Source organism: Neobacillus paridis, from assembly GCF_016765675.1.
Lineage (GTDB): Bacteria > Bacillota > Bacilli > Bacillales > Cytobacillaceae > Neobacillus > Neobacillus paridis.
In genome coordinates this window covers 615,537-632,183 of sequence record NZ_JAESWB010000168.1, presented here as the reverse complement: position 1 = coordinate 632,183, position 16,647 = coordinate 615,537, and the positions used below count along the sequence as shown (strand labels likewise).

Here is a 16,647-nt window from a genome sequence, read left to right as displayed (position 1 = left end):
ATTTCGCTCCTCATACCTTTTGGGAATAGCGCAGGACAGCCATTTCATCGAGAAAAGCTTGTTCCTTTTGATCCAGTTGTTTTTGAAAAGCAGCCTGTGATTTTTCCCTCCACTGATTCCACATTTTTACTTCCTGAAGCCTGTCAATCAGCACTTGGTGTTTTTGCTCGACTTCTAAATGGATTTCCTCCGACTTTGCCTGCAGTTGTTTCATTTTTTTGTTTACATGTTCCATCTCCAGCTGGATGGTTTGGAGGTCAGACACTTTTTTGCGGTCAACATCATTGTATTGATTAAATACCTGGTCTTTTTCCACAGCCAACCCTTCAAGCTGCTCTTCCAGCTCCAGCTGGCGGAGTTTCACTGACCCATATTCCTGCTTGGCAAATTCCTTTTCTCTTTCTTTGAAATCCAGTACCTTTTGATATGAAAATTTAAAAGCCATCACTTCATCGCTCCAAATTGTGAAATTAGGAATGACCTTGCATCCTCCAACTGCGAAGCTTCAAAAATTCCCTGGCGTAAAAAGTTATCCATGATCGGCTTTAACCGCATTGCCTGATCAATGTCGCGGTTTGAGCCCTTTTTATAGGCCCCGATATTGATTAAATCCTCGGCTTCATTATAGGCGGCGAGGAATTTTTTAAACTGATTAGCGGCTTGCAAATGTTCATCAGAAGTGATTTCTGTCATCACCCGGCTGGCGCTGTTTAATACATCGATTGCCGGATAAATTCCTTTTGCAGCAATCGCCCGATTTAACACAATATGACCATCTAAGATGCTTCTTGCGGCATCAGCAATCGGTTCATTCATATCGTCCCCGTCAACCAGAACGGTATAAATCGCTGATATTGAGCCTCTTGGTCCCGTACCGGCCCGTTCCAATAATTGCGGCAGCATCGCGAATACGGATGGCGTGTACCCTTTTGTCGTCGGTGGTTCGCCGATTGCTAAGCCGACTTCCCGCTGGGCCATGGCGAAACGGGTAACAGAGTCCATGACAAGGAGGACGTTTTTCCCTTGATCACGAAAATACTCGGCAATCGAGGTTGCCGTTAAGGCCCCTTTAATCCGGATCAGCGCCGGCTGATCAGATGTCGCCACGACAACCACTGATTTTTTCAACCCTTCCTGACCTAAGTTTTGCTCTAAAAAGTCGAGGACCTCGCGTCCCCTTTCACCGATTAGGGCAATTACATTCACATCCGCAGACGTATTTCGGGAAACCATCCCAAGCAGTGTACTTTTCCCCACACCGCTGCCGGCAAAAATCCCGATTCTTTGTCCTTTTCCCATTGTCAATAAGCCATCAATCGTCCTTACGCCCACCTCTAAAGGGACGCAAATTCGCGGACGACTGAGCGGATTAGGCGGTTTGGCATTGATGGGGACATCTTCCAAGCCCAGTGGCAATGGTTTGCCATCCATCGGCTGGCCCAAACCGTCGAGAATCCTGCCGAGCAATTGGTGACCCGCTTTCACCGTCATCGGCTTGCCGCTGGCAACGACATCACAGCCGGGACCGATCGCTTGAACCTCCCCTAAAGGCATCAGTAATACTTTATTTCCTCGAATACCAACGACTTCAGCCTGGATTGGCGGTCCGGACTGGGTCGGATAGATGGAGCACAGTTCACCAATCCTGACATCAGGACCTTGTGATTCAATCGTCAGTCCGATGATTTGCGTGATTTTTCCATTTACCCGAACCGGATCAATGCCGCGAACAACCTTTACATAGTCTTCAGCTGACAGTGTCATGCTGCATCACCTTCCTTGCCTCAAGGAGGGCCCTTTTGATCTCTTCCATTTGTGTGTCAATCCGAGCATCAATGCTGCCATATTCCGTTCGAATGACACACCCTTTAGCAGCAACGGAATAATCGGGGATGATCTTGATTTCGGTTTCCCCGTTCACGACAGAGATAAGATGTGAGCGCTGCGATTGAATATAAGGATAGTCATCTGGGTTCACACAAATGGTAATATGCTCTTTCTCCTTAAAACGAAGAATATGCTGCTTAATGAGTTCAATAAATTTATCGGGATATTCCTCTAACTCTTGTTTAATAATTTGACTGGCAATGACAGTACTCAGCTCCAGTAGAAAAGGCTCCGCTTCAGAAATTATCGCTTTTTTTTGCTCGTAGGCCTGCTGTAAAATATCGCCTGCTTGAGTCAATTTTTCACGATAGGCTTGCTCAACTTTGGCAGTTGCTTCCTGCTGTCCGCTAATATAGCCTGCCTGAAACCCTTCCTCCTTGGCAGCCAAGGACATTTCCTCAAGCTTCTGGTTATTTTCCGTCCACCACTGGTTTATTCGTTCTTCTGCTGCTGTTTCGATCGCCTGAGCCTTATTTCTTGCCTCCTGAATGATAGCTTGGGCCTTTTCCTCAGCCTCCTGAATGAAGAGATTCGCGTCGGAATTTGAGAGGCTATTCGCCTTTTCAGCCTCATCTGCATCGGTTGAAATAGATGAGTTAGCTGGGATATAAACAGGAGTAATCACCTTAACTTCATCCGTGATCGAAACGTTCGCAGCTTTGAATATTTTAGAGTATGATGCCATCATTAGCACCCCGTGCAATAATTATTTCACCGGCATCCTCTAAGTGGCGAATGACAGAAACAATTCTGCCTTGTGCTTCTTCAACATCCTTTACCCTGACAGGTCCAAGATATTGCATTTCTTCTTCGAAACTTTCGACCATCCGTTGTGACATATTTTCGTAAATGACTTTTTTGACTTCGGGACTGGATGCTTTCAACGCTAGCATTAAATCTTGATTATCAACTTCCTGAATAACCCGCTGTATCGCACGGCGGTCTAAATTGATAATATCCTCAAAGACAAACATCCGCTTCTTGATTTCTTCAACTAAATCATTGTGTTTTCTGCCCAAGTTTTCGAGAATACTCTTCTCGGTTCCGCGATCAACCCCATTTAAAATGCCAACAATCGACTCAATACCACCGACCACACTAAAGTCTTTACGTATCGTTGCCGATAATTTCTGTTCAAGAATTTGTTCCACTTCTTTAATGACATCCGGCGATGTTTGTTCAAACTGTGCGATTCTCCTGGCCACATCTGCCTGCAGTTCTTCCGGAAGTGACGAAAGAATGGTTGATGCCTGCTGCGGCTCTAAATGCGCCAAGACAAGGGCAATCGTTTGTGGATGTTCATTTTGCAGAAAGTGATAAAGCTGCATTGGATCCACCCGGCGGGCAAAATCAAACGGTTTCACCTCAAGCTGAACCGTTAATTTCTGAATAATTTGTTTTGCCCGTTCCCTGCCCAGAGCAGTTTCAAGCACATCCTGAGCAAAGGTAATCCCGCCCATCGCCAGATAGTCATTGGCAATGCACATTTCATGAAATTCTTTTAAAACTTCCTCTTTTTCTTTGGAGTCAACCTTTTTAACATTGGCGATTGCCAGCGTAAGCTGTTCAATTTCTTCCTCTGACATATGATTAAACACTTTTGAGGAAGCTTCTTTTCCCATCGAAATCAGCAAAATAGCTGCCTTTTGTTTTCCGGTTAATTTTATTCCAGTTGCCATCGGATCTTAAGCCTCCTCTTCATGCAGCCACGTCTTGATCACTTTGGTAAAATCCTCAGGCCTTTGGTCAAGCAATTTTTTCAACTGGCTTTCAACGCTCATATCTTCCTCAAAATACGTTATTTCTTCCAATGGTTTGCTAATCATGATGTCTTCTTCTTCCGGTTCCAATGAATTTTGTTTTCGCCGCCGCAAGAAGAACCATACCAGCCCGCCAATCACCAGGACGCCTGCGATGGCTGCAATCAGATAAAGCCAGTTAAACGGCTGCTTTTGGCTGGCCAAAGTATTTTTTTGAAACGTATGCGGAAAAATTGTGATCCGCTGATCAATTTGCTGCTGCGTCAAATTGGGATGACCAAGCGCTGTTTGCACAGTATTCGAGACAATATTTCGAATACTATCCTGTGTTGCTTGTGACAGTGTCTTCGTATTGGGATTATCCGGTTCCACCCCGACATTAATCGTAATATCTTCAATTGCATATGGACTTTGGATAATCTCTTTATTGATCCGGTTAATTTCATAATTAACCTTTTCATTTGATTCCTCGTAATTGCTGTCACCGCTGGAATTAGAGGCAGCATATCCAGGAACATCCGTTTCTCCCGTGCCAACCACTCCGCCGTCACTGCCGCCTTTTCCGGTGTATGTTTTATAATCCTTCTCCGAACTGATAACAATTCCTTTGTTACTGTCTTTTGCCGGCTCGACTAATTTTTCATCCGTTTTCACCTTATCAAAATTCATTTTAACAAAGGTTTGGACATAGACTTTATCGGTACCAAGGATCGTACCCAGCAAATTTTGCAGGTCCTGTTGAATATCACCTTGAATATTTTTTTGTATTTTTCGTTGTTCATCATATTTTGTTAGTGACTGATCATCACTTTCATTATTAAGGTCATAGGTTTCGCTGTACTGGTTCATAATCGTGATGTTTTCAATAGGAAGATTGGGTACACTGCGTGACACTAATGTGTAGAGTGCCCGTATTTGTCCGGAGTTGAGTTTTACTCCAGGTTCAACCTCGACCATGACCGATGCACTTGCTTTCTGTTCAACATCCTGGCGGACAAAAACGGAATTCTTGGGCAACGTCAAAATAACTTCCGCATTTTTGATTCCATCGACATTTTCCAGTACATTTGCCACTTGATTTTGCATCGCTTCCCGCTCAAGGATTTCATATTGTTTGTCGGTCGCTCCAAAAGAAAGATTTTGACCGAAAATATCATAATTAATTTTATTATCTTTTGGATACCCCGCTGAGGCGAGACTGACAATCAAATCTGGTGCATCCTTTTTGGGAACTTGAATCATCGTCCCATTTGACGAGATTTGATACTTTGTATATCCTTCCTTGTCCAGTTCAGCTTTGATATCCCCGATTTCCCGCTGTGTCAATTGTCCCGTATATAAAGGAACATATTTCGGGCGAGAAGCCACAAAAATAAAGGTGGATAAGGCAATAAAAAGAACTAAAAAGGTTCCAATAATGAACCACTTTTGTTTGGAGCTTCTTGCCTTCCAATATTGGTTAATATTCTCTTTAGTTTTTTTGATTTGATCTATCCATGATCGATTCATTTCTCACCCTGCCCAGCTTTCCATTTTTCCGGCTTAGTTCGCTATCCCCCATAAGTTAAAAACCACTTCGGAATGAAAGCACAGAACGCCTTCGTTTCCGAAGTGTTCTATGCTTGTCAGGTTAAAAGCATGCGAACTCCGCTTTTCTTTTTATTAGCTCCGGCGCTTATCGCCAAGCTTCTATCATTCTTTAGATTTGCATCCGCATCATTTCTTGGTAAGCTTCGACAGCCTTATCTCTTACCGTCACCGTCAGTTCCAAGGCTAATTTCGCTTTTTGAGAGGCAATCATCACATCGTGTACATTATCAATCTCTCCTGCAGCTGCTTTGGCAGCTAGGTCAGACGACTGCTTCACGGCCGCATCAACATTATCTAAATAACCCTTGAGGACGTTTGCAAAAGAAGTGGAGGGTTGATTGTTATCCACCTTTTGGAATGGATTTTGATTCATTTTGATTGCACCCGTACTAATTTGTGAAACATTCATTTAAATTCCCCCTAACGCCCGATTTCCAAGGCCTTTAACATGATCGATTTCCCTGTATTAAACGAGGTGACATTGGCCTCATAGGCACGTGACGCCGCTAGCATATCGACCATTTCCTTTGACAGATCAACATTTGGCATATTAACATAACCATCTGCATTGGCATCCGGGTTAGTGGGGTCATAGACCATTTTGAAAGGTGTTTGATCTTCAACAATCCCAGTAACCTTAACCCCTTGCAGGTTTGTTTGCGGTTGTGTTTGTTTCTCCAATTGCCCCTGCAAAACTTGATTAAAAGAGTTGACTCTTGGTTCCATGACAACCATTTTTCGGCGATAGGGCTCCCATTGACCGTTCACCAATTTCCCCCGGGTTGTCGAGGCATTGGCTATATTGGAGGAGGTGACATCCATTCTTAAACGCTGTGCTGTTAACGCCGATGCACTAATATTTAAGGAATCAAACATTATTTTTATACCCTCCCTTTAATGGCAATGGATAACTGCTGAAACTCACTATTGACCTGTTCCACTAAAGTGTTATACCAGATGGCGTTTTTGCCCATATTTGTCATTTCTTCATCAACATCGACATTATTTCCGTTATTCTGCATCGTTGTGCTTGAATTTTCAACAATTTTCGCAACCGGTACCCCAGAAGGCTGACCAATCACAAAATGACGGGAATCTGTGCGATTACCGACAAAATTGGTTGAATTTGATTGATTGGATAAATGTTGTTTTAATACGTCCTCAAAAACTACTTTTTTCTCTTTATAACCAGGGGTCTCAGCATTTGCTATATTATTAGAAATGGCCTGTTGACGCATAGTTGCTGCACTTAAGGCAGACTGAAGGAGATTAATATTACTCATAAAGATTACCCCGCTTCACAATCTTACTTGTTTGATAAACTTTGATTTTCCATCAAATTAATCTATATACTCCACCATAATACTATATTAAGGTTGTAAAATCGACAACTTTTTTTATCGACGAAATCCGACAACTGGGATTGGTTTCCTTGTTTCCATTACACAGTCAGTTTATTAAAATACTTGGTTACACCGGTCACCCAATAATTGTTTAACCCGGTAGGATCATTGGCAGCACCAACCGGAGCGTACTTTGCACCCATTTTGGCAATCGTCGTTAATCCTTCGCCAATGTAATTTTTACTGATGTTCCGCGCCATGTCCATTATGCTCTCTTCTACGGAAGCGTATGATTTTAGGCCATTAATTCCCATCATGCCGGCAATATTGTTTTTTTCCATTGCTGCCCGGGATGTTCCATTTCCGGTTTCATGCTGGGCGATAGCCGCCAATAATGCCGGGTTGACATTATAGTAATTTCCAGCGCGGATAAAAACTTCTCCCATCCCTTTCAGTTTTCCATCCAGCTCTTGATTCAGCTTCTCTGCACTGATATTGCTAAACCGAAAAGAGTCATTTTGAATGGGAATATCGGTTAGCAAATTAGAAGTATTTTGATCAACAGAAGGAATGCCCAGATCTACGGTATCAGGAGATGCAGGATAGATTTGTGCTGCAATAGTTGATGGTGCCTGGGACTGCATTAATAAATTATTTAATACGGTCATGAACAGGTTGGCAAAATCCGAGCTTGGATTCTCGGTCTGAGTTGTTATATTTTGATTTCGGTATAAAGTATCAATCAACAATGATTTCGTATACCAATCATCACCAATTTTCATTGACAAGCACCCTTTCTAATTGAATATCAAATCAACTCTTCCAACAAGGAACATAAATCCTTCATAATCATTTCCGGAAGCATTGAAAGATAGAGCAGCTGGCCGTCTTCAATGATCGCCTCTACCAGAACAATCGTGCTAGGATCTTCCTCTGTTTTCAACACCAGAATTTGCTTATCCCGATAAACAAGATTTTTTATCATAAAATAGGATTTTATCACCGGGTCATCAATAAAAATCCTTATGGGCTGTTGAAAAAACGGCTGCTTCTTTTTGTAATCAATAAAATGATAAAGCTTGCCCTGTATTGGTTTGTCTTTCATCCATTGCTGCCGGGTCATGGGAATCTTCCTTTTTTTCATATTATTAATATCTTTGAGTTTTAGCAACCCAATTTCATACATCGTTTATTTTTAACTATAAACATATTATGCAATTTTATTTCGCGATTGTATATGAAAAAATTGTAACAATACTGAAAAAAATGATAGAAAATGATAAATAATGATAAAAAATGCACATTCTTGTCAAAAATTGTTCAGAATGCGCATTTTTATTTCCATATTAATTTTTCGAATCAATAAAAGCTCCATTTGTTTGTTTATAATAAGGACGGTATTTGGAGGTGATCTGCCGTTTCAATTCCATTTGTTTAATTTCTTTTTGAATAGCATTCAAATCGTTATTCATAAGGGAACTCATTTCCTGATCGAGTTTGAGTGTTTTCTCAAGGTATTGTTTAGCTTTAGAGGAATATTGAAACCCCGGTTCAGCGGCCTTCAGGGCATCCACTGTTTCCATCAGCTTGTTTCGCTCATCTAATAGCTTGGTATACTCTTCGTCATTTCCTGTACTTACCATCTTCATCATCGCTTCAGTGATGGAATAAATTTTTTCGATTACCTCATTTATCATAGTATCAGACCTTAACTATTTTTTTGCTTGCTTCATGGCTTCCTGCCATGTTTCTGTCAATTCTACCGCATATCCTTCGACTTCTTCGAGAATGGCAGGGTCTTTTTTTAAATTGGCTTCAATTAGGCGGGATTTCATATAATCATACATCGACTGCAGTGACGCGGATATGGGAAATTCCATCTTCAGTGTCACCATTAACTCACTTAATATATCCTGTGCCCTTAAATTGTATGTATGACAATCTTCCAAGTGATTATTTTGAAGTGCCATTTTTGATAGACGGATAAATTTAACCATTCCCTGATACAACATGAGCGTCAAATCTTCCGGTTTAGAGGTTGTGACCGCTTGTTTTTGATAGGTTTGATATGGATTTGCCATTGTCTTGAACACTACTCCCTTCAAAATCCATTCTTATCTTCTTATATTATAGTATATCGGATAAATCTTTTAAAAGGTTAATAGGCTAAAGAAAACTCGCCGATTGGCGAGCCCAAAAGGACGATTCATGAGGCGTAGTTCGCCCAAAAGATTAACTTTTGGGCTGCGATGCCAATACTAGCGAAGCTTTCCTTAGTGCCCTTATGCATAATAGGAAAGTTTTTATACTTTCCTATCTGCCAAAAAAGGTTATCCCGCCTGGAATAACCTTTTAATCGACTGGTCTTATCCTCCTACCTGGAGAACGACACCGAAGCCGTCAATTATATAATTAAGTCTTTGATTATAAGATTTCAAATTTTGAATTTTGGCAGCGTCACCTAGCTGGTTAAAAGCCAAGATTTCCTTTGCCAATTTGGAAACTTCCAATTGTAACGAGTCATTCCGCTGTTTCTCCTGAAATAATTGCTGCTCCAGCTTCTTCACCTTTTCGCGCGAAGTTTCTTTCTCCATTGTGATCGCTGACTTTAATTCATCCATTTTTTCAACAGCTTCCTGATTTTGAAGCGCCATATTGGTTAACAGATATAAACTTTTTAATAGTTCATTCAAATTAATCCCTGGAAGTTTTTGAACGTTCGTGATTAATCCTGATAAAATATCAAGTAAATCATCATTTGGTAAAGGACTGGTTTGCTTTTCCGGGGACTTTGGCGGAAGGTCACAAATGACTTCTGTCGAAAGGACAGGAATCCGTTCTTGGAAAATTGTCGTAATCCGATGGGCGTTTACTTCAGAGGCTTGTTCTCTATCTTTTGATTTCATTGCAGAGTAATATTTATAGTTTACAGACTGATAGCCCCGATCCAAAAGCTGTGCCACCTCATCCAACAATTCCGTAATATTTAGACCGCCTTCCTCCTGGCGTTCCTTAATATAATGAAACATAAATTCAATCTCATGCTTCGTCCATTTACGATTTATTTTCTTCTGCTCCCCAGATGAATGATTAGTAATTTCATCATTCAACTGTACCATCATCAAAAAATTAAAATAGTATGGTAGTGTGCCGCCTCTTAATTTGTGCTCCGTCTCCAGTTGTTTGATGAAATCCTCCTCTGATGGACCGACCTTTTGATGGATAATTGCTTCTTTCAGCTGAAATATGGCAGATTTCAAACTCATTCTTAAGCCCCCTTTGTTAAATATTTACTTGGATATGATAAAAACGTCTGTCTTTTGAATTCTCTCTTCGTCCTACTAGCAAACAATTCGTATCAAATCTGACGTTCTTGGGTGTAATCGAAATAAATTCTGAATCGAAAAATCCTTCCTATCACTAATTATATCTCTTCTGTAAGATTTTTCAATTCATTTAAACGAAAAAAATGTTCTTTAAAAAGAAAATTGTTTATTTATAAAAATCCCTCTTAAATTAAGGGATTTTAGGTTAATAGTACAGAAATCTATCTCTTCATTCGCATTTGTCGTTGTTTTTGAAAACAAAATTGCACAATCTTTGATTCATCTTTACGGTCTAATACTGTAAACTGCATGGCGACATGCTTCACATTATTTTCTAAGACACGGATTCGCTTAATGACACCTTTAAAGGATATCGGGCTTGAATCGGGAATGAAAATGGTTCCAGAGAGCTCTTCCCCTTCTTTTAGATCCATTTCAAAGGTGCAGGAAAATAACAAGCCACCAGCACTAATATTGATCGTATGTAATTCCATTTCATCAATTTTTAAACGGATGGTCGTTTCGACACGGAAATTTTCCCGTAATTGAATTTTTTGAATTTGATTTTCCTGTGGTTTTGTGATTCGAAATAAAGAGATTCTTTCTCTCTTTCTTCCTAAAATCTTCGTCTTAAATTGGTATTTATTATCATCCACCGTGAAAGAGACTGCAATGCTTGTTCCCTCAGGAAACAATCCAACCGGATCTTGATCCATCGGCTGGCTAATAAGAATTTCATCATCACTCACCTCAGCAACCATGGAGTGGCAAATTAAGTCTTTATCAGGTATTTCTATAACAATTTTCTGATTAACTTTAGGATACATAAAACATCACCAACTTCATAGATTTTATGCAAGTCCATTTTATGGATAACGGTTCTGAGCTAGATCCGCAAATGTTCAGAAAGCATTTTTCTTTTAGATTAACATATTTTCTCCAGATCCGTCCCTTATCCGGCAAAAAAAATGAACTGCACAATAAATGCAGTTCCCGATCAAGCGAATAGTAAACTATTAAAAATTTGCCCGTTATTTGGTGATCAAAAATTTCGGTAGCTGCGTATAGATTTTTCCCTCATTAACGCAAGAAGTCGACTAATGATGGCTGAATAATTCGGGCACCAACTGCCAAGGCGGCACGCTGTACATTTTCCTGTGATTTCAAATCAATAATGACCTTTGATAAATCGGCATCTTCCGTATTGGATAATAACGTAGTCGTTGATAACTCCAGATCATCGATTCGCGACACGCTTAATTCCATCCGGTTCATCCGTGCCCCTAATTCCGCACGCTGCTCTAAAACATTATCTATTTGCGCATCCAATTGACTTAAATAATCGTCTGAACCTGATCCATCGGCGCCACTAAGACCGTCGGCGATGTTTGTTAAAACGGAAAAGATACTTCCAATTTTTGGATTATTAAAAATATCCTGACCTGATACGTTTATTTGAACGGAATTGGTTTGTCCAAGTGAAACTTCGAGGCTTTCGGAATTCCCCTTAAAATCCCCCGTGTCCTTCTGATAAGGGGGATTTTTGACATCGGTGCCGGCGAAGATATATCTTCCGGCCATTTGGGTATTAGCGATTTCTCCTAAGTGCTCCTTCAATTGATTAATCTCAGCAGTAATCGCATCCAGGGCACTTTTATCATTTGTTCCGTTTAATCCTTCAACGGTAAGTTCGCGAACCCGCTGCAAAACCGAGTTGACTTCACCCAAGGCATCATCAGAGGCGTTCAACCATGAAAGACCGTCATCGGCATTTTTCTTATATTGCCCAATGTCATTTAAGCTTGAGCGGTAATACATGCTGCGAACGGCTAAAACAGGATCATCCGATGGTTTATTAATCAGTTTTCCCGTGGCGAACTGGTTTTGGTATTTCTCCATCGATTGATTGGTTTTATTTAAATTAAATAAAAAATTTTGATTTAGCATATTTTGTGTAACGCGGTTACTCATATCAGATCACCTACAATCCTACCCGGCCCATGCCATTGATGACTTTATCGAGGCATTGGTCCATGGTTGTAATCATTCGGGCAGCGGCATTATAAGCCTGCTGAAATTTAATCATATTGGCCATTTCCTCATCGAGAGAGACACCGGATACAGACTGACGGCGATTTTCCACCTGTTGGACAATCACATCTGAGTTATCCTTCATCCGCTGTGCTTCCTGCGAATCAATTCCGATTTGACCAATGATATTCCGATAAAAATCACTAAATGTAGCTGTTGTTCCGTCAATCGTGATCGTTCCATTATTTTTGAGTTTGGCAATGGCCTGGGCATTGTTGCCATTACCTGAAGAGGAAGTCCCGGTTCCTGAACCTTCCTCTTGCGCAGCGGCAATTTTATCGAGGGAGCTTTTAATATCAGCACTTATATCCAAGCTATTGTCGGCATTCCAGGAAAAGAAATCAATTCCTGTTGCAGGTTCCATGCTAATCGATCCATCAGCTTTTTTTTCCATGTAATAACCTTGTTGATGAAGAGTATTTACTTGGTTAACAAACTCTGTTGCAAACTGATTCAAACTTTTTTTAATATCAGGAATTACTCCTCCAGCTGTCGTTCCGTACGATTCAATCCGAGCAAGTAGTTCTCCCGATGACAGGTCTAGGGCATTTTCTAAAGCCGTTTTTATCTCATCCGGGCTTAATTGAACACCAGGCTCTTTTATAATAACACCTTGAACATATGATGGGTTCGTATCACTATCGTATACAACTTCTATTTCTTTATAGTTAGTTCCTGAGACCAACTCTTGCCCGGCTACTGTAATGTTGACCATGCCACTATCCAATTTGGTTACATTCGTAATATCGACCATTTTAGACAATTGGTCGATCAGCACATCCCGTTGATCATATAAGTCATTCGGCTCATAATTATTGGCTTCAAGGCGGGCAATTTGATCATTTAAATTGGCAATTTGTTTCGTAATTGAATTCAAGTCTGATTGTTTCGTGGAAATAACCAGCTTTAAGTCCTTCTTAATATCATCCAACGAATTAGACAAATAATTAAAGGTCTCCGCTACAGCAACTCCGCGCTGGCGGACAACCGAACGGGCCGAGGCACTGTCGGGATTTTTGGCGAGCTCTTCCCAGCTGGACCAAAACTGATCCATGACATAGGCCAGGCCATTATCTGACGGTTCGTTTAACAGTCCCTCAATTTTGCTTAAGGTATCGCTCTTGGCTTCCCAATAGCCTACGTTCTTGTTCTCGGTACGATATTGAATATCCAAATAATCTTCTCTCAGCCGTTCAATTTTGTTCACATCAACGCCAGTACCTAATTGATAAGACGACATGCCCGGAACAGAAATCGGATTTGTCGCCTGCATATTCACGCGCTGCCGAGTATAACCGACAGTTCCGGCATTGGCAATATTGTGGCCGGTGGTCGATAGAGCCGCTTGCTGCGCAAACAGCCCTCGTTTTCCAACCTCTATTCCATGAAAAGTTGACGTCATAGTATCCCCTGCTTTAAATCATATTTTGGCATCTAACAGATTAGCATATTGTTTGGTCGCTTTTGGACCATAACCGATCGCCGGTTCATTTTTCACCAGCAGTCCAACAGAATATTGAATAAAAGAAAGCGATGTTTGAATTAACTGCTGATTACTCTCATTCAATTCCGCAATGGTTTTAATTTTACATCGCAGCTCTTGGGCAATCGATTGTAACTGTATCTTCCTATCGGCATCATCCACTGCATTTATTAATTCTTCCAATGTATAAGAATCTCCTGTCAGTCCTGATTGAGTCATAAAAGCCTGAACTTCACTTTGTCTTTGCAGTTCAAGCCGCTCGATTTCATCCGCACACTTAGATTCAAGCTGAATCAAATTTTGGAGCCCCTGAATATTGCCATCCACAAGTAAATTTCGCTTTTCGTTTGCCAGTTCCAGCAGCTGTCCATGTGCAGTATTCATGGCCTCCAATGTTTGAATCACATGATTAAAAGAATCCATCCTGTTGTCACCTACCTGGAAGTTCCCTTCCAAAAATCAATCATTTTATCGGCTACTTTACCGCTGTCAATCTGATATGTTCCCGCGGCAATTTGTTGTTTTAATTCTTGAACCCGCTGCTGCCGCTGTGCTTGGTCCGACATCATCGCTTGTGATATCTCCCGTCCCTGTGATGAAATCTCAACATTTGCCGATGACGAGGTCTTTTTGGATGAATTGGTTTGTATATGATTAACACGATTTTGTTGTTTTTGGTATGAATATAAACCATAACTTGTTTCATTAATTCGCATATATAAGTCCCTCCCTCTTACTTATTTATCTTTATCGGCTATTTTTTAACAAAGTTTAGGAACCCTGAAAAAATAATTCCATTTCCGATTCAATGATGAACTTCTTCTATTTTATCAAAATGTCAATTGATTTTCACCATAATGATGATGAGATAATCAAATTTTATCGAAAACACATAAAGAGGCTGCTCCAAATAGCCAGGCACCCATATATTGTAATGCTGATGCCATTCTTTTGGAGCATCCTCCGCTGTTGCACCCACGCTATTCGATTTTGAATTTCTTGATTTCCTGATTCAGCCGCTCAGCCAAGTCTCTTAAGTCATTAGCATACTGGGCAAACGTACTCATCGTTGCCGAAATCTCTTCGGTAGAAGCGGAAACCTCTTCCGTCGCTGCAGCGGTTTGTTCAGAAACGGCAGTTATGCTATCCATTTCTTGATTGACCGTTTCCTTGTTTGCTTGACTATCTTGAACAGACAATTCCACATCTTGAACCTTCTGCGTCAACTCCTGTACGGAAGATAATATATCGTTAAAAATTGCTTTCGTTTGATTTACCGCTTCGTCCTGTTCGGTTACGGCCTGGTTCGTCCGTTCCATTGCTTCCACGGCATTTTTTACAACCGCCTTTATGCTGTTGACAATGCGCTTAATCTCGTCAGCTGAGGCTTTTGATTGTTCCGCCAATTTACGGACCTCATTCGCAACGACAGCAAACCCTTTTCCATGTTCACCAGCCCTTGCCGATTCAATTGAAGCATTTAAGGATAGAAGATTAGTTTGATCGGTAATTTTGGTAATCGCTTCAATAATGGTATTGATCGCTTCCATTTGGGTATCGACCTCTTTAATAATGGAAGTTACCTCGGTTGTTGATGATTTAGTTACCGACGTTTTATCTGTCAGGAAGCCAATATTTTCTAACCCTTGACTGCTTAATTCCATCGAACGTTTTGAAACTTGATTCATATTTTCGGATGCTCTGGCGATTTCATCCAGTTTTTTTGATAATTCCTTCATTTGATCATAACCGTTTTGAACATTTTTCGCCTGCATTCCCGCTCCTTGAGCAATTTCTCCTATTGCCTGGGTCACTTCTGATAAGGCTGCATTGGTTTCTGTTGTGATCACCGATAGATGAGCGGAAGTATCAAGAACCGTTTTCGAAGAATCTTTGATTTGTTTCAGGGAACTGGAGAATTGATCCATCGTATGATTAAAGCTTTGTTCCAATTCTTTAAACTCATCTTTTGTTTTGATCGAAACTCTTTCGGTAAAGTCCCCATTTGATGCGACTTCCAAGGCATCTTTGACAGTATGAATATTTTTCGAAATAATTCGGCTGATTAAGTATGCTGCGGCCGCAGATAAGACTCCAAACAGCGCCGTTAAGAACCAGCCGATGTTCCTAATTTGAATTGCGCCCTTAATTAACTCGGCATTGTCCTCGGTGGCAACGAACTTCCAGCCTGTCTTTTCGTTGGTCGTAAAGGAAGAGAACAGTTGTTTTCCTTTAAGACTATATTCAGTGCTACCCTTTTGCTGGTCCTTCATCTCTTGCCAGAACGGAAGTGATTTTACGGAGACAGATTTCTTCGGGTCTACATCTGGATGATAAATATAGCTGCCGTCAGCTCCGATAATGCTGATATAACCGTTTTTACCAACCTTTATATTCTTCATCGATTTCGCGAAGCTGCCCATGTCCAAATCAATTGCCACTACTCCGACAAGCTTGCCGGATCGGTCCTTAACGGCTTGTCCCAACGACAGGACCATTTTTCCTGTGCCTTCATCCGCATATGGTTTGCTGAAGAATGTTTCGCCATTTTTGGCAACAGTTTCTTGGTACCAATCCTGTTGTCTCGGATCATAATTCGGAGGCAGCGGATCATTTGGAGCACTTAACATATCTTTTTTCTCTGTTCCGAAGTATACGTACGCATACTCTTTATTGGTATTCAAGGTTTCATTCAGTAATTGATTGGCGATTTTTTTACGATCCCGATTTTGATAAATATCAGTAAAGTTAATGTTGTGTGATAGTTGGTTAAGCTGATGTTCCACACCTTCCAGTTTATATGTGAGGCTTGTGCTGGTTTGATCTGTCAATTGAAGGGTAGAATCAGCAAGCTGTTCTTTCATGATGTTCTTCGTAAAGGTGTTGGAAATTAATGCAATCGAAATCGTTGGAATGATCGCAACAGCTGCCATTCCGACAATCAGCTTCGGCTTCGTATTGCTCCACTTAAACTTCGCCCTGTTCTTCTCATTCATATTAATTCCCCCAAAATATGTAAAAATAATTTTTGTAAAATAAATTACTACTATACTCTATATTAATATTAATTGTATTTTCATAGCAAGTTTATGAAGGATTTAACAGTTTTCGTAAGAACTTGTTTCAATATTGTGGACAAAATGCGAAAGTTTTGTGTTGATAAAGAA

Annotated in this window: 19 protein-coding genes; all 19 read right to left on the bottom strand. The window is 40.7% G+C overall.

Annotated elements, in window-relative coordinates:
* Window positions 1–10: 10 nt before the first annotated feature.
* The 19 genes from JK635_RS12065 to JK635_RS11975 all read right to left on the bottom strand — a co-directional run bounded on the left by JK635_RS12065 (window position 11) and on the right by JK635_RS11975 (window position 16,476).
* A complete protein-coding gene (locus JK635_RS12065) occupies window positions 11–445 on the bottom strand; it encodes a flagellar export protein FliJ (protein WP_202654176.1) in 435 nt (144 codons plus the stop codon).
* Window positions 445–1,764 (bottom strand): flagellar protein export ATPase FliI, encoded by a 1,320-nt coding sequence (fliI, locus tag JK635_RS12060; protein ID WP_202654175.1) that lies wholly within the window; start codon window positions 1,762–1,764, stop codon window positions 445–447. The genes JK635_RS12065 and fliI overlap by 1 nt, the downstream gene beginning before the upstream one ends.
* Window positions 1,748–2,575: a flagellar assembly protein FliH gene (gene fliH / locus JK635_RS12055; protein WP_202654174.1), complete on the bottom strand. Its 828-nt coding sequence runs from the start codon at window positions 2,573–2,575 to the stop codon at window positions 1,748–1,750. Before fliH ends, fliI begins: the two co-directional genes overlap by 17 nt.
* Window positions 2,556–3,566 (bottom strand): flagellar motor switch protein FliG, encoded by a 1,011-nt coding sequence (gene fliG / locus JK635_RS12050; protein ID WP_202654173.1) that lies wholly within the window; start codon window positions 3,564–3,566, stop codon window positions 2,556–2,558. Before fliG ends, fliH begins: the two co-directional genes overlap by 20 nt.
* A gap of 6 nt (window positions 3,567–3,572) precedes the next feature.
* Window positions 3,573–5,156, bottom strand: coding sequence for a flagellar basal-body MS-ring/collar protein FliF (gene fliF / locus JK635_RS12045; RefSeq protein ID WP_202654172.1), 1,584 nt, complete (start codon window positions 5,154–5,156; stop codon window positions 3,573–3,575).
* Window positions 5,157–5,346: 190 nt separating this feature from the next.
* Window positions 5,347–5,646, bottom strand: a complete 300-nt coding sequence (gene fliE, locus JK635_RS12040; RefSeq protein WP_202654171.1) for a flagellar hook-basal body complex protein FliE — start codon at window positions 5,644–5,646, stop codon at window positions 5,347–5,349.
* 11 nt (window positions 5,647–5,657) lie between these two features.
* The gene (flgC, locus tag JK635_RS12035; protein WP_202654170.1) at window positions 5,658–6,113 is read right to left on the bottom strand and encodes a flagellar basal body rod protein FlgC; all 456 of its coding nucleotides are present in this window, start codon (window positions 6,111–6,113) and stop codon (window positions 5,658–5,660) included.
* A 5-nt stretch (window positions 6,114–6,118) separates the two neighbouring features.
* A complete protein-coding gene (gene flgB, locus JK635_RS12030; protein WP_202654169.1) occupies window positions 6,119–6,520 on the bottom strand; it encodes a flagellar basal body rod protein FlgB in 402 nt (133 codons plus the stop codon).
* Window positions 6,521–6,678: 158 nt separating this feature from the next.
* A complete protein-coding gene (locus tag JK635_RS12025) occupies window positions 6,679–7,362 on the bottom strand; it encodes a glucosaminidase domain-containing protein (protein ID WP_202654168.1) in 684 nt (227 codons plus the stop codon).
* 26 nt (window positions 7,363–7,388) lie between these two features.
* Window positions 7,389–7,724, bottom strand: a complete 336-nt coding sequence (locus tag JK635_RS12020) for a hypothetical protein (protein WP_235888033.1) — start codon at window positions 7,722–7,724, stop codon at window positions 7,389–7,391.
* Between the two features lie 202 nt (window positions 7,725–7,926).
* Window positions 7,927–8,277 carry a flagellar protein FliT gene (locus JK635_RS12015; RefSeq protein WP_202654166.1) on the bottom strand — a complete coding sequence of 117 codons (351 nt, stop codon included), beginning with the start codon at window positions 8,275–8,277 and terminating at the stop codon, window positions 7,927–7,929.
* Window positions 8,278–8,292: 15 nt separating this feature from the next.
* On the bottom strand, window positions 8,293–8,661 hold the full coding sequence (gene fliS / locus JK635_RS12010) for a flagellar export chaperone FliS (RefSeq protein WP_202654165.1): 369 nt from the start codon (window positions 8,659–8,661) through the stop codon (window positions 8,293–8,295).
* Window positions 8,662–8,946: 285 nt separating this feature from the next.
* On the bottom strand, window positions 8,947–9,846 hold the full coding sequence (locus tag JK635_RS12005) for a hypothetical protein (protein WP_202654164.1): 900 nt from the start codon (window positions 9,844–9,846) through the stop codon (window positions 8,947–8,949).
* 281 nt (window positions 9,847–10,127) lie between these two features.
* On the bottom strand, window positions 10,128–10,733 hold the full coding sequence (locus tag JK635_RS12000; RefSeq protein ID WP_202654163.1) for a flagellar brake protein: 606 nt from the start codon (window positions 10,731–10,733) through the stop codon (window positions 10,128–10,130).
* Window positions 10,734–10,986: 253 nt separating this feature from the next.
* Entirely contained in the window at window positions 10,987–11,877 is an 891-nt protein-coding gene (gene flgL, locus JK635_RS11995; protein WP_202654162.1) for a flagellar hook-associated protein FlgL, read from the bottom strand.
* 10 nt (window positions 11,878–11,887) lie between these two features.
* Window positions 11,888–13,399 (bottom strand): flagellar hook-associated protein FlgK, encoded by a 1,512-nt coding sequence (gene flgK / locus JK635_RS11990; protein WP_202654161.1) that lies wholly within the window; start codon window positions 13,397–13,399, stop codon window positions 11,888–11,890.
* An 18-nt stretch (window positions 13,400–13,417) separates the two neighbouring features.
* Window positions 13,418–13,903, bottom strand: a complete 486-nt coding sequence (locus tag JK635_RS11985; RefSeq protein ID WP_202654160.1) for a flagellar protein FlgN — start codon at window positions 13,901–13,903, stop codon at window positions 13,418–13,420.
* Between the two features lie 11 nt (window positions 13,904–13,914).
* Window positions 13,915–14,196 (bottom strand): flagellar biosynthesis anti-sigma factor FlgM, encoded by a 282-nt coding sequence (gene flgM / locus JK635_RS11980; protein ID WP_202654159.1) that lies wholly within the window; start codon window positions 14,194–14,196, stop codon window positions 13,915–13,917.
* A gap of 264 nt (window positions 14,197–14,460) precedes the next feature.
* Complete coding sequence (locus tag JK635_RS11975) at window positions 14,461–16,476, bottom strand: methyl-accepting chemotaxis protein (RefSeq protein WP_202654158.1); 2,016 nt, start codon at window positions 16,474–16,476, stop codon at window positions 14,461–14,463.
* Between the last annotated feature and the right edge of the window lie 171 nt (window positions 16,477–16,647).

Excerpts from the sequence above, each read along its gene's own strand:
- JK635_RS12065 (WP_202654176.1), bottom strand. The coding sequence starts at position 445 with ATGGCTTTTAAATTTTCATATCAAAAGGTACTGGATTTCAAAGAAAGA.
- fliI (WP_202654175.1), bottom strand. The coding sequence starts at position 1,764 with ATGACACTGTCAGCTGAAGACTATGTAAAGGTTGTTCGCGGCATTGAT.
- fliH (WP_202654174.1), bottom strand. The coding sequence starts at position 2,575 with ATGATGGCATCATACTCTAAAATATTCAAAGCTGCGAACGTTTCGATC.
- fliG (WP_202654173.1), bottom strand. The coding sequence starts at position 3,566 with ATGGCAACTGGAATAAAATTAACCGGAAAACAAAAGGCAGCTATTTTG.
- fliF (WP_202654172.1), bottom strand. The coding sequence starts at position 5,156 with ATGAATCGATCATGGATAGATCAAATCAAAAAAACTAAAGAGAATATT.
- fliE (WP_202654171.1), bottom strand. The coding sequence starts at position 5,646 with ATGAATGTTTCACAAATTAGTACGGGTGCAATCAAAATGAATCAAAAT.
- flgC (WP_202654170.1), bottom strand. The coding sequence starts at position 6,113 with ATGTTTGATTCCTTAAATATTAGTGCATCGGCGTTAACAGCACAGCGT.
- flgB (WP_202654169.1), bottom strand. The coding sequence starts at position 6,520 with ATGAGTAATATTAATCTCCTTCAGTCTGCCTTAAGTGCAGCAACTATG.
- JK635_RS12025 (WP_202654168.1), bottom strand. The coding sequence starts at position 7,362 with ATGAAAATTGGTGATGATTGGTATACGAAATCATTGTTGATTGATACT.
- JK635_RS12020 (WP_235888033.1), bottom strand. The coding sequence starts at position 7,724 with ATGAAAAAAAGGAAGATTCCCATGACCCGGCAGCAATGGATGAAAGAC.
- JK635_RS12015 (WP_202654166.1), bottom strand. The coding sequence starts at position 8,277 with ATGATAAATGAGGTAATCGAAAAAATTTATTCCATCACTGAAGCGATG.
- fliS (WP_202654165.1), bottom strand. The coding sequence starts at position 8,661 with ATGGCAAATCCATATCAAACCTATCAAAAACAAGCGGTCACAACCTCT.
- JK635_RS12005 (WP_202654164.1), bottom strand. The coding sequence starts at position 9,846 with ATGAGTTTGAAATCTGCCATATTTCAGCTGAAAGAAGCAATTATCCAT.
- JK635_RS12000 (WP_202654163.1), bottom strand. The coding sequence starts at position 10,733 with ATGTATCCTAAAGTTAATCAGAAAATTGTTATAGAAATACCTGATAAA.
- flgL (WP_202654162.1), bottom strand. The coding sequence starts at position 11,877 with ATGAGTAACCGCGTTACACAAAATATGCTAAATCAAAATTTTTTATTT.
- flgK (WP_202654161.1), bottom strand. The coding sequence starts at position 13,399 with ATGACGTCAACTTTTCATGGAATAGAGGTTGGAAAACGAGGGCTGTTT.
- JK635_RS11985 (WP_202654160.1), bottom strand. The coding sequence starts at position 13,903 with ATGGATTCTTTTAATCATGTGATTCAAACATTGGAGGCCATGAATACT.
- flgM (WP_202654159.1), bottom strand. The coding sequence starts at position 14,196 with ATGCGAATTAATGAAACAAGTTATGGTTTATATTCATACCAAAAACAA.
- JK635_RS11975 (WP_202654158.1), bottom strand. The coding sequence starts at position 16,476 with ATGAATGAGAAGAACAGGGCGAAGTTTAAGTGGAGCAATACGAAGCCG.